The 12281-nt window shown below is 71.5% G+C and carries 11 protein-coding genes; 2 read left to right on the plus strand and 9 right to left on the minus strand.

Features of this window, described 5'->3' with window-relative positions; translation table 11 throughout:
• The coding region (locus GGD88_RS07495; protein WP_184433627.1) for a transposase at nucleotides 1-132 on the plus strand (132 nt) is incomplete at its 5' end.
• 64 nt (nucleotides 133-196) lie between these two features.
• Here the strand turns inward: GGD88_RS07495 and scpA are convergent.
• The 9 genes from scpA to fabD all read right to left on the minus strand — a co-directional run bounded on the left by scpA (nucleotide 197) and on the right by fabD (nucleotide 11285).
• Nucleotides 197-2392: a methylmalonyl-CoA mutase gene (gene scpA / locus GGD88_RS07500; protein WP_184433630.1), complete on the minus strand. Its 2196-nt coding sequence runs from the start codon at nucleotides 2390-2392 to the stop codon at nucleotides 197-199.
• The gene (locus GGD88_RS07505; RefSeq protein WP_184433633.1) at nucleotides 2389-4512 is read right to left on the minus strand and encodes a methylmalonyl-CoA mutase family protein; all 2124 of its coding nucleotides are present in this window, start codon (nucleotides 4510-4512) and stop codon (nucleotides 2389-2391) included. Before GGD88_RS07505 ends, scpA begins: the two co-directional genes overlap by 4 nt.
• 188 nt (nucleotides 4513-4700) lie before the next feature.
• The gene (locus tag GGD88_RS07510; protein ID WP_246423642.1) at nucleotides 4701-5057 is read right to left on the minus strand and encodes a TraR/DksA family transcriptional regulator; all 357 of its coding nucleotides are present in this window, start codon (nucleotides 5055-5057) and stop codon (nucleotides 4701-4703) included.
• A 170-nt stretch (nucleotides 5058-5227) separates the two neighbouring features.
• Nucleotides 5228-6394: a glycosyltransferase gene (locus GGD88_RS07515; RefSeq protein WP_184433640.1), complete on the minus strand. Its 1167-nt coding sequence runs from the start codon at nucleotides 6392-6394 to the stop codon at nucleotides 5228-5230.
• A gap of 28 nt (nucleotides 6395-6422) precedes the next feature.
• Nucleotides 6423-7415, minus strand: a complete 993-nt coding sequence (gene mltG, locus GGD88_RS07520; protein WP_184433643.1) for an endolytic transglycosylase MltG — start codon at nucleotides 7413-7415, stop codon at nucleotides 6423-6425.
• 91 nt (nucleotides 7416-7506) lie between these two features.
• Complete coding sequence (gene fabF / locus GGD88_RS07525) at nucleotides 7507-8766, minus strand: beta-ketoacyl-ACP synthase II (RefSeq protein ID WP_184433645.1); 1260 nt, start codon at nucleotides 8764-8766, stop codon at nucleotides 7507-7509.
• A gap of 230 nt (nucleotides 8767-8996) precedes the next feature.
• Nucleotides 8997-9233, minus strand: coding sequence for an acyl carrier protein (locus GGD88_RS07530; protein WP_184433648.1), 237 nt, complete (start codon nucleotides 9231-9233; stop codon nucleotides 8997-8999).
• 277 nt (nucleotides 9234-9510) lie between these two features.
• Nucleotides 9511-10251, minus strand: coding sequence for a 3-oxoacyl-[acyl-carrier-protein] reductase (gene fabG, locus GGD88_RS07535; protein WP_184433651.1), 741 nt, complete (start codon nucleotides 10249-10251; stop codon nucleotides 9511-9513).
• Between the two features lie 77 nt (nucleotides 10252-10328).
• Nucleotides 10329-11285 (minus strand): ACP S-malonyltransferase, encoded by a 957-nt coding sequence (gene fabD / locus GGD88_RS07540; RefSeq protein ID WP_184433653.1) that lies wholly within the window; start codon nucleotides 11283-11285, stop codon nucleotides 10329-10331.
• Between the two features lie 502 nt (nucleotides 11286-11787).
• On the opposite strand from fabD, the gene rpsF reads away from it, so the two are divergent.
• The gene (gene rpsF / locus GGD88_RS07545) at nucleotides 11788-12279 is read left to right on the plus strand and encodes a 30S ribosomal protein S6 (protein ID WP_184433656.1); all 492 of its coding nucleotides are present in this window, start codon (nucleotides 11788-11790) and stop codon (nucleotides 12277-12279) included.
• The last annotated feature ends 2 nt before the right edge of the window (nucleotides 12280-12281 follow it).

Genomic DNA, 12281 nt, shown 5'->3' on the forward strand with positions numbered 1-12281 from the left:
TGGCGCCTCAACACCAGCGTCCTCGAAGGCATCAACAACCGCATCAAGGTCATCAAGCGGATGGCCTACGGCTTCCGCGATGACGCCTACTTCTTTCTCAAGATCCGCGCCGCCTTCCCCGGAATTCCGTGATGAACCAAAAAACGGGGGGCGCCGGTCGCAACCCCCCGATCAGGTGATGGATAGCGTATCGGGCTCACGCGGCCTTGGAGGTGTACCCCAGGGCCTCGTTCAGCTTGGCAAGCAGGTCGATCGCCGCCTCGGGGATCGAGGTGCCGGGCGGGAAGATCGCCTTGGCGCCGGCGGCATGCAGCGCGTCGAAGTCCTGCGGCGGGATCACGCCACCGACCACGATCAGGATGTCGTCGCGCCCTTCCTTGTCCAGCGCCGCGCGCAGTTCCGGGACCAGCGTCAGGTGACCGGCGGCCAGCGACGAGGCGCCGACGATGTGCACGTCGTTCTCGACCGCTTGGCGGGCGGCCTCCGCCGGGGTCTGGAACAGCGGGCCGATGTCGACGTCGAAGCCCAGGTCGGCGAAGGCGGTGGCGATCACCTTCTGGCCCCGGTCGTGGCCGTCCTGGCCCATCTTGGCGATGAGAATGCGCGGCCGGCGGCCGTCGTTGGCCTCGAAGTCCTCGACCATGCCCTTGACCCGGGTCACCACGTCCGACACGGCGGCCACCTCCCGTCCGTAGACGCCCGAGATGGCGCGGATGTCCGCCTTGTGGCGCCCCCACACCTTCTCCAGGGCGTCCGAAATCTCGCCCACGCTGGCCTGGGCCCGGGCGGCGTTCACGGCCAGCTCCAGCAGGTTGCCCTCGCCGGTCTCGGCCGCCTTGGTCAGGGCCTCCAGGTGCGGCCGCAGCGCCTCGGGATCGCGCTCGGCGCGCAGGCGCTCCAGCTTCTCGATCTGCTCGCGGCGCACGGCCGCGTTCTCGACCTTCAGGACCTCGATGTTGTCCTTGCCGGTGGCGCGGTACTTGTTCACCCCCACGACGGTTTGCAGGCCGCTGTCGATGCGGGCCTGAGTGCGGGCGGAGGCCTCCTCGATGCGCATCTTGGGGATGCCGGCCTCGATCGCCTTGGCCATGCCGCCCTCGGCCTCGACCTCCTGGATATGGCTCCAGGCGCGGCGGGCCAGGTCGTGGGTCAGGCGTTCGACGTAGTAGCTGCCGCCCCAGGGGTCGATGACGCGGTTGGTGCCCGCCTCCTCCTGGAGGAAGAGCTGGGTCTGGCGCGCGATCCGGGCCGAGAAGTCGGTGGGCAGGGCCAGCGCCTCGTCCAGCGCATTGGTGTGCAGCGACTGGGTGTGGCCCTGGGTGGCGGCCATGGCCTCGACGCAGGTGCGCACCACGTTGTTGAACACGTCCTGGGCGGTCAGGGACCAACCCGAGGTCTGGCAGTGGGTGCGCAGCGACAGCGACTTGTCGCTCTTGGGCTCGAATTGCTTGATGAGCTTGGCCCACAGCAGCCGGGCCGCGCGCATCTTGGCCACTTCCATGTAGAAGTTCATGCCGATGGCCCAGAAGAACGACAGCCGGGGCGCGAAGGCGTCGATCGTGAGCCCGGCGGCCATGCCGGCGCGGGCGTACTCGATGCCGTCGGCCAGGGTGTAGGCCATCTCCAGGTCGGCGGTCGCCCCCGCCTCCTGCATGTGGTAGCCGGAAATGGAGATCGAATTGTATTTCGGCATGTTCCGGGAGGTGTACCCGAAGATGTCCGAGATGATCCGCATCGACGGCATGGGCGGATAGATGTAGGTGTTGCGGACCATGAACTCCTTCAGAATGTCATTCTGAATGGTTCCGGCCAGTTGCTCCGGCTTCACCCCCTGTTCTTCCGCGGCCACGATGTACAGCGCCAGCACCGGCAGCACCGCGCCGTTCATGGTCATCGACACGCTCATCTTGTCGAGCGGGATACCGTCGAACAACTGGCGCATGTCGAGGATGGAATCGATCGCCACGCCGGCCATGCCGACGTCGCCGGCCACGCGCGGATGATCGCTGTCGTAGCCCCGGTGGGTCGCCAGATCGAAGGCCACCGACAGGCCCTTCTGTCCGGCCGCCAGATTGCGGCGGTAGAAGGCATTGGAGTCCTTGGCCGTCGAGAAGCCGGCGTACTGGCGGATGGTCCAGGGCCGCTGCACGTACATGGTCGGATAGGGGCCACGCAGGTACGGCGGCTTGCCCGGCACGGTGTCGAGGAAGTCCAGCCCCTCCAGGTCCGCGCTGGTGTACAGCGGCTTGACCGCGATCTTCTCGGGCGTCTCCCACAGCAGGTGGTCGAGATGCATGTCGGCGGCGGCATCGGCCGCGGCGCGCCAGGCGGCGGCGTCGCCGTGACCCCGGGGGTCCAGGGCAACGCCGGTGAAGTCGGGGATCGCACTCATCGGCTGGTCACTCCCAGATCGGCGTGCAGGCCGCGCAACGTGCCCAGCACGTCGCACCCCACGTAGATGAACCCGTCGATGCCGGCGGCCTCGTAGTCCGCCTTCTTCTCACCCGGTCGGCCGGCCAGCAGCAGGCGCGTACAGCCGGCGGCCTTCAGGGCCTCGGCCATGGCCACCGCGTGCGCCCCGTAGACCGCGTCGGACGAGCACAGCACGGCCGCCGTGGTGCCGCTGTCCCGGAAGCCGGCCGCGCAGGCCTCGGGATCGGTGAAGCCGGCACCGGGCACCGCCTCGATACCCCCGGCCTCGACAAAGTTGCGGGTGTAGGTGGCGCGCGCCGTGTGCTGGGCGAGCGGCCCTAGGGTGGCGAGGAACACCCGCGGCCGCGCCCCGTGGGCCGCCTGGTGGGCGTCGGCGGCATCGCGCAGGGCCTCGAAGTCCTCGGCCAGCCGGTGCGACGGCAGCGGCACGCTCTCGGCCCCGCCGCCGGCGGCCACGGCGCCGTCGAGCCCACCCAGGGTAGCGCCCTTGATGGCGGCGGTGGCGATCGCCGTCGGCAGGTCGGCGACGGCCGGGGCCCCCGAGACCGCGCCGAGATCGGCCGTGGCCTCGGCGCGCACGCGGGCCAGCGCCGTGCCGGCGGCGTCGCGCAATGCCCCCAGGTCGGGATGGGCCAGATCCGGGCTCGGTTCGCCCAGATTGGGGAACTCCGAAATGCCGGTGATCGGCGCCTTGCGCTTGCCGATGTCGGCCCGGCGCGCCTCGCGCACGGTCGCGATCTGCTCGGCGATACGGCCGGAGGTCAGGGCCGCGGCCATGCCGCCGCCCTTCTCGATGTCCTGGAACAGCGCCCAGGCCGAGCCCGCCAACTCCTCGGTCAGGCGTTCCAGCGCCCAGGAGCCGCCGGCCGGGTCGATCACCCGGTTGAGCTGGCTCTCCTCCTGGAGGATGAGCTGGGTGTTGCGGGCAATGCGCCGCGACGCCGCCGTCGGCTGACCGAGCGCGGCGTCGTGCGGCAGCACGGTGATGGCGTTGGCGCCGCCCACCGCAGCCGAGAAACAGGCCATGGTGGAGCGCAGCAGGTTGACCCAGGGATCGCGCCGGGTCAGGACGCGCGCCGCCGTGATGGCGTGGAGGCGCGCCGCCCGCGCCGGCTCCGACGCGCCGCAGGCCTCGGCGATGCGCGCCCACATCAGGCGCGCCGCCCGCAGCTTGGCGATGGACAGGTACTGATCGGTGCCCAGAGACAGGGAAAACTGGATCTGGCGGCAGGCGTCGTCGAGGCTCATCCCCGCCGCTTCCATGGCGCGCAGGTAGGCCACGCCGGTGGCCATGGCGCAGGCCAGGTCCTGGGCCTCGCTGGCGCCGGCGTCGTAGTACGCGGCCGAGTCCACCGAGACGGCCACCACCGCCCCGGTCGGGAAGGTACGGGCCGCGTTATGCGCCACCGCCGCCATCAGGGACAGGGCGTCGTCGACCCCGGTCGGCAGCCGCCCGGTCTCGGCCAGGGCGCCCAGCGGGTCGATATGGAAGGCGCCGCGCGCCTGCTCTTCCTTGACGCCGCGCTGGCACCACAGCGCGGTCAGCATGGCCGCCGCCAACGGCGCCCGCGCACCGGCCTGCACCGCGATCGGCACCCGGGTCAGGTCGACGTCGGCCAGCAGCGCGTCCCAGTCCGCCACGCTCGACAGCGACAGGCCGTCACGCCCGAACAGATCCGCCGCCGCGTCCGCGTCGGCGTCCAGGCCGGCCCGCCCCGCGCGGTCGAGCCGCAGCAGCAGCGAGGTCACGCCGTTCTCCAGATCCTCCGCGATGGCCGACCGCGTGGCCGCCGGATCGGGATTGGCATGACACTGGCGGATGTCCCACCCGCTCTGCGCCTGCCCCAATGGACGCGCCGCGCGGGTGAACGGCATGGCCCCGGGCATGCCGGAGGGGTCGCCCTCGGCCGGCCAGTGCTCGCGCGTATAGAGCGGCTGGACGGCCAGCCCGTCCAGGGTGCGGGCCACCAGCTTCTTGTCGAACGGCGCGCCATCCAGCGCCTTCTCGACCATGGCCATCCAGTCGGCATGCGTCGCCGGGGGGAAATCCCCCGCCAGGCGCAGCGGATCATCCGTCATCGCGAGGAGCCCTTGCTGTCACTATGGGCGGCCACCTTACCAGAGGACCGCGCGGCCTATCAACGCGACCCGCCGGGTCGTGCGGGATGGCGGACCGCCGCGCCGTCCGGATTGGTCCGCCCCCTGACGTTACGCGGGCGATCCGAAAACGCAAGAGCCCTGTGCCCCCACAAAACCAGGAAAATGTCTCAGGATTTGGCCGCGCTCGCGCAGGTGATGCACAGCGGCGCGGCCGGATCGAAGTCCAGCCGCTTGGGCGCCACCTCGCCGCCACAGTGGACGCAATAGCCGTACTCGCCCGCCTCCATGCGGTGCAGCGCGGTGTCGATGCGCTTCAGTTCCACCTGGCGCCGGCGCTCGGTCTCCTGGGCCATGGCCTGCTGCTGCAACGCGTCCATGCGCGACAGCCGCCCCATGGCGGTATCGCCGGCATCGACGGTGGCGCGGGCCTCCGCGGTGCTGGCCTCGTCCGCCAGCAACTCCTCCCGATGGGCCAGAAGCTTCGCCCGCAGGGTCGCGATGTCCAGGTCGGTCCGCTCGGTCAAGATACTCTCCCCTGCCACGCCACGGGCGCAAACCATGGACTGGGCGCGCCACGGCCGGAGTCGCCCCCACGGCGGCTCCGTTGTGCCATGACCAAAGCATGACACGATGCACCGCAACGGCAAAGGGAATCCGGCCCGAATCCGGCGGTCGCCGGCGGTCGCCGGCCGTCTCAGCGGCGCGGCCCGGACCCGGCGGGACGCAGCCGGTCCGGCTCCAGGTCAAGGTCGAGATCCAGCTCCAGGTCGAGGTCCAGATGCATATCGAACGCCACGTCCCGGCGCGCCAGGGCGGCGTCCCGGGCCGGCACGGTCGCGGCCCGCGGGATCGGCGCCAGCGCCTCCAGGAACTGCCCCGCCACGGCGTCCCAGCCGTGCCGGCGCGCGAACGCCCGGCAGTCCCCACGGTCGAGCCGCAGCGCCGCCAGCGCCGCCGCCCGCAGGTCCTCGTCCAGGACCCCGACGGGACGCTCCGCATCCTGCCCGGCCAGCACGTCGCGCGGCCCGGCCACGGGAAACGCGGCCACCGGAAGTCCGCAGGCCAGCGCCTCCAGCAGCACCAGGCCGAAGGTGTCGGTGCGGCTGGGGAACACCAGGGCGTCGGCGCCCGCGTAGCACTGGGCGATGGCCGTATCGTCCGGCGGGCTGGTGAAGAAGACCCCGGGATAGCGCCGCCGCAGCCCCTCCAGCGCCGGTCCGACCCCGGCCACCACCTTGGAGCCGGGCAGATCCAGGTTCAGGAACGCCGGCAGGTTCTTCTCCACCGCGATGCGCCCCAGGAACAGGAAGATCGGCCGCGGCAGATGGGCGAACGGTGCCGCCGCGCGGTCCATGGGCCGGAACACGGCGGTATCGACGCCGTGCGACCACACGTGAAGGCCGCGCAGCCCGCGCCGGTCCAGCGCGGCGCAGGTCGACGCCGCCGGCACCAGGACGCGCGCGGCCGGCCGGTGCACATGGCGCATCCAGGCGTACATCCACGCCAGCGGCACCCGGAACCGGGTGTGCATGTATTCGGGAAAGCGGGTGTGGTAGGCGGTGGTGAACGGCCAGTCACGGCGCAGGCAGGCGGCCCGCGCGGCCAGGCCCAGCGGCCCCTCGGTGGCGATGTGCACGGCGTCGGGCCGGAACCCGTCGAGCAGCCGGCGCACCTTCGGCCCCGGCCGCAGGGCGAGCCGGATCTCCGGATAGGTGGGCATCGGCACGGTGCGGAAGGCCCCGGGTTCGATCACGCCGACCGTATGGCCGGCCGCCTCCAGCGCGGCGCGCACCGCCTCGACCACGCGCACCACGCCGTTGATCTGCGGTCGCCAGGCATCGGTCACGATACAGATGCGCACGCTCTCGGTCCTCGCTCCGGGTGGCGGCTCACTCCTGCTGCTGGCGTTGCTCGCGCAGGAACCGGCGCCACTTGGCCACGTTGCGGTTGTGCTCCTGGAGCGTCCGCGCGAAGGCATGCCCCCCGCTGCCGTCGGCCACGAAAAACAGGTCCTCGGTCTCTTTCGGGTTCAGCACGGCGGCGATGGCGTCGCGGCCCGGATTGCAGATCGGACCGGGCGGCAGCCCGTCGATGACATATGTGTTGTAGGCGGTGGCCCTGTCCAGGTCCGAGCGCCGCAGCGGCCGGCCGAGCGCGCCGGTCGGCTCGATGCCGTAAATGACGGTCGGATCCGACTGCAACCGCATGCCCCGGTTCAGGCGGTTGATGAACACGCCGGCCACGTGGGCGCGCTCCTCGGGCAGGCCGGTCTCCTTCTCCACGATCGAGGCCAGGATCACCGCCTCCTCCGGCGTCTCCAGCGGCAGCCCCTCGGCGCGCGTGGGCCACAGCTCGGCCAGGGTGGCGTCCATCGCCGCCATCATGCGCCGCAGGATGTCGTCGCGGGTATCGCCCAGGGTGAAGTGGTAGGTTTCGGGCAGCAGCGTGCCCTCGTCGGGGCTGAGCGTGATCTCGCCCACCAGCCCCTCGGCCTCGCGCACGATCTCCAGCACGCGCGGCGTGGTCAGGCCCTCGGCCACCGTGACCCGGCGGGCCACCACGTCGCCGCGGGTCAGGATGTCGAGGGCGCCGCGCGGGGTCACCGCGACGTCGAAGCGGTATTCGCCGGCCTTCAGGTCGCGCGCCCGCTGCGCCAGCCGCGCCCCGGCCTCGAACACCAGCGGGTCGCGGACGACCCCGGCATCGGCCAGCCGGGCCGCGATGTCGGCCAGCCCGGCGCCCTGCGGCACCACCACCGTGACCGGCTCCGTCAGCGGTCCCGGCGCGGCGAAATGGTCCTCGACGTAGCGGTAGCCGGCATAGGCCGCGACCACGGCCAGACCGGCCACCACCATCAGCAGCGTGACGACCGCGCGGATCATCGGGCTCCCCCGCCGATCAAGTCGATCCTGGGGCCGTGGCGGTGACCGGCGGCGGCGCGGCCCCCACGGCTCGAACGGCCCACCGGCCGGTTCAGGACGGCTGCCCCACGATCAGGCACGCGTTGGTGCCACCGAACCCGAAGCTGTTGGACAGCACGTTGCGCAAGGGGCGCTCCTTGGCCTCCTTGGGCACCAGGTCCATGTCGCACCCGTCCGAGGGGTTCTCCAGGTTGAGCGTCGGCGGCAGCACGCCGTCGCGCAGGGCCAGGACCGAATAGATCGCCTCGACGCTGCCGGCGGCGCCGAGCAGGTGGCCGACGGCCGACTTGGTCGAGGACATGGACAGCCGGTCCGCCGCCGCACCGAACAGCCGCCTGACGGCGTCGTGCTCGATCTGATCGCCGAGCGGGGTCGAGGTCCCGTGCGCGTTGATGTAGTCGATGTCGTCCGGATTGAGCTGGGCATTGCGCAGCGCCGCCTTCATGGCGCGGTAGCCGCCGTTGCCGTCCTCTGCCGGTGCCGTGATGTGGTAGGCATCACCCGACAGGCCGTAGCCCTTGATCTCGGCATAGATGGTGGCGCCGCGCTTCTTGGCGTGCTCGTACTCCTCCAGCACGACCACACCAGCACCCTCGCCCATGACGAAGCCGTCGCGGTCGCGGTCCCAGGGGCGCGACGCCTCTGTCGGCCGGTCGTTGTAGCGGGTCGACAGCGCCTTGGCGGAGCAGAACCCGGCCAGACCCAGGCGGCAGACCGCCGATTCCGCGCCGCCCGCCACCATCACGTCGGCGTCGCCGAACACGATCAGGCGGCTGGCGTCGCCGATGGCGTGCGCGCCGGTCGAGCAGGCCGTCACCACGGCATGGTTCGGCCCCTTGAAGCCGTGCCGGATGGAGACGTTGCCGGAGACCAGGTTGATGAGGTTGGCCGGGATGAAGAACGGGCTGATGCGGCGCGGCCCGTGCTTGTCCAGCGTCAGCGCGCCCTCGGCGATGCCCTGGAGGCCCCCGATGCCGGACCCGATGATGACACCGGTGCGCTCGCGCTCCTCCTCGGTCTGCGGCACCCAGCCGGAGTCCACCACCGCCTCCTCGGCCGCCTTGAGGCCGAAGACGATGAACTCGTCCATGCGCCGGCGTTCCTTGGCGCTGGCGACCGTGTCGGGATCGAACGCGCCCGGCTCATCCCCGCGCGGCACCAGCCCGGCCACGCGGGAGGTCAGGTCCGATACCTCGAAGTGCTCGATCGCCCGAAGGCCGGAAGCCCCATTCAGAATGCGGTCCCAGTTGTGCGCAACGCCCACGCCCAACGGGGTCACCATGCCCAGTCCGGTGACGACGACTCGTCTCATTGCACCTGCCATATCTGGTCTGCCCCGCGCGGTTCACCCGACCGGGGCCAAGAGGCCGACCCGCGCCCAGGCCCACCCCGTCAAGCCCCGGGGCCGGCACCCCGCCTCACGGCACACCGGGTGCCGGTCGCGGGCCTGGTCCTGCGGCGCAGGTCACCCGTCCGGCGCGGCTCTCCGGATCCCGCCCGCGGGCGGGGTCGGGGCGCCGCCGAGCCGGGCGGGTCGACGCCCTACTTGGTGTGTTCGTTGATGAAGTCGATGGCGTCCTTGACGGTCAGAATCTTCTCCGCCGCGTCGTCCGGAATCTCGCACTGGAACTCTTCTTCGAAGGCCATGACCAGTTCGACGGTGTCCAGGCTGTCGGCGCCCAGATCGTCGATGAAGCTGGCGTTCTCCGTAACCTTGGACTCCTCGACGCCCAGGTGCTCGACCACGATCTTCTTCACGCGCTCGGCGACATCGCTCATCTTGCTTCGTCCTTGAATTGGTTCCTTGGGGAATGGATGCTCGGGAGGACCCCGGCGTTGCGTCCAGACAGCAGGCGGCCCGTGGACCCGGATCGCAGGGCCCGGCCCCCGCCCGACGGCGATACAGGGGGCGGCGAGCCAAGGGGCAGCGACGCGACAGGCGCCGGTGGCCGGACGCCCCCGACAACGCCGCAGGGGACCCCGGCCGACAGAGAGGCGGTTCCTATCATATTCACCCCCGCTTGACCAGCACCGCCGGGCCGCTGCGCCGGCCGTCTCAGATCATCGCCATGCCGCCGTTGACGTGCAGCGTCTGGCCGGTGACGTAGCCGGCCTCGGCGCTGGCCAGGTAGACCACGGCGGCGGCCACATCGGCCCCACTGCCCATGGTCCCGGCCGGGATGGCGCCCAGCAGGCGGCTCTTCTGGTCGTCGGACAGGGCATCGGTCATCGCCGAGGTGATGAACCCGGGCGCGACACAGTTCACGGTGATGCCGCGCGGCGCCACCTCGCCGGCCAGGGACTTGCTCATCCCGATCAGCCCGGCCTTGGAGGCGGCGTAGTTCGCCTGCCCGGGGTTGCCGGTGACGCCGACGATGGAGGTGATGGAAATGATGCGGCCCCAGCGCCGCTTCATCATGCCCTTGAGGGCCGCGCGCGACAGCCGGAACGCGGCCGTCAGGTTGACGTCCAGGACGGTCTCCCAGTCGGCGTCCTTCATGCGCATCGCCAGCCCGTCCCGGGTCAGGCCGGCGTTGTTGACCAGGATGTCGAGGCCGGTGCCGGCGGCGGCCTCGGCGGCCTCCACCAGGCCGGCGACGGCGTCGGGGTCCGACAGGTCGCAGGGCACCACATGCGCCCGCCCCCCCAGATCGGCGGCCGTCGCCTCCAGCGCCTCGCGCCGGGTCCCGGACAGCGCCACGGTCGCCCCCTGGTCGTGCAGCGCGCGCGCGATGGCGCCGCCGATGCCGCCGGAGGCGCCGGTCACCAGCGCCGTCTTGCCGGTCAGATCGAACATACGCGGATCATCCTCGTTCGGAGTATGCCATCGGATAAGGCGGGCGGCCCCCAACACGGACCGCCCGGCCGGGATCGTCACTGGGCCTTCAGGAAGGCCTCGATGTCGACCGGCGTCTGTACCGCCACGCCCCGCAGACCGCGGTCGATGCGCCGCGCCAGCCCGGACAGCACCTTGCCGGCCCCCAGTTCGACCAGGGTATCAACCCCCTGATCCTTCATGTAGAGCACGCTCTCGCGCCAGCGGACCGCGCCAGTGACCTGATCCACCAGACGGGCCCGGATCTCGGCCGGATCGGTGATCGCGCTGGCCAGCACGTTGGCCACCAGCGGCGGCGCCGGCGGCCCCATCTCGACCTCGGCCAGCGCCTCGGCCATGGCCTCGGCCGCCGGGGCCATCAGCGCGCAATGGAACGGGGCGCTCACCGGCAGCATGACCGCCCGCGTCGCCCCCCGGTCCGCGGCCAGATCCACCGCCAGCTTGACGGCCTCGGCGTGCCCGGAGACGACCACCTGGCCGGGCGCGTTGTCGTTGGCGGCGGTACAGACCCGATCGCCCGCCACCTCGGCCGCGATGGCCCGTGCCGCGTCGACGTCGAGGCCCAACAGCGCCGCCATCGCGCCCTGCCCGACCGGCACGGCGCGCTGCATGGCGCGGCCGCGCGTCTTCAGCAGTCGCGCCGTGTCCGCGAGCGAGAACGTTCCCGCCGCCGCCAGGGCCGAGTACTCCCCGAGCGAATGGCCGGCCACGAAGCGTGCCGCCTCGCCCAGGTTCAGACCCCCTTCGCGCTCCAGAACGCGCACCACGGCCATGGACACCGCCATCAGGGCCGGCTGGGCATTCTCGGTCAGGGTGAGGGTCTCGATCGGCCCGTCCCTCATGAGCCGCCACAGCGGTTGCGACAGGGCGTCGTCGACCTCCTCGAACACTTCGCGGGCAACCGCGAACGTCTCGGCCAGGGCCTGTCCCATGCCCACCGCCTGGGACCCTTGACCCGGAAAGACGAAGGCCCGCGCCTGGCTCGCCTGCGTCATCGGTGATCCGTCTCCTGTTGCGGCCCGTTGCGACCGCGCCGCCACATGGGGCGGTCCTCCGGGCGGGACCGTGCGGTCGCGACTCCGGCCGGCCGGGGACCGCACGACCCCGCCCGGCGACGGACCGCCGCGACCGTTGAGCCGCTCCCGTCCGCCCCCCTCTGCCGTGCCGGAAAGCCCCTGTGTTTTCAGATCGCTGTGGCATGGCCGCGGGCCCCTGCGCAGGCCCGGCGGGCGGCACAGTGTGAAACCCTGTAACACTTGTCAAGCGCGGCTTGCACCAGGGCCAAGGATGTGTATAGTGCCGGCTCTTTCCGGCCCGCCGGCGTCGTCGGCGGGCGGGTCGTGTTTTGGCCGATGCCATCCCGCATGCCGCGTCCCGCGGTCTCGCGGACGGCGCGGCCACCCTTGCCGGCAGCGGCCGGCTATGCCCGACGACCGGACGAGGCCACAGCCTCCCGCAGCGGCCGGGCTGAGACAAGCCAAAAGGGATCTCCAGACCATGGGATTGTACGAGACCGTGGTGATCGCACGGCAGGATCTGTCCGCCAACCAGGTTGACCAGGTGGCGGAGCAGACCACGCAGGTGATCACCGAGATGGGTGGCAAGGTCACCAAGAAGGAATACTGGGGGCTCCGCGGCCTCGCGTTCCGCATGAAGAAGAACCGCAAGGGCCACTACTTCATGCTCAACGTCGATGCTCCGCCGGCCGCCCTGCATGAGGCCGAGCGCCGCCTGCGCCTCAATGAAGACATCCTGCGCTTCATGAGCATCCGCGTCGAGGCTCTGGATGACAATCCCTCGATCATGATGCAGAAGAACGAGCGCGGCGACCGACCCGAGCGCGGCGGGCGCCGCGATCGCGGTGACCGGGGCGACCGCGGCGGCCGTGGGGATCGCGGCGACCGGGGCGACCGGGGCGAGCGCGGGGATCGAGGCGAGCGCGAGGACCGCGGTCGTCGTCAGGAAGGCCGTCAGGAAGCAGGAGCGTAGAC

Source organism: Roseospira goensis, from assembly GCF_014197795.1.
Classification (GTDB): domain Bacteria; phylum Pseudomonadota; class Alphaproteobacteria; order Rhodospirillales; family Rhodospirillaceae; genus Rhodospira; species Rhodospira goensis.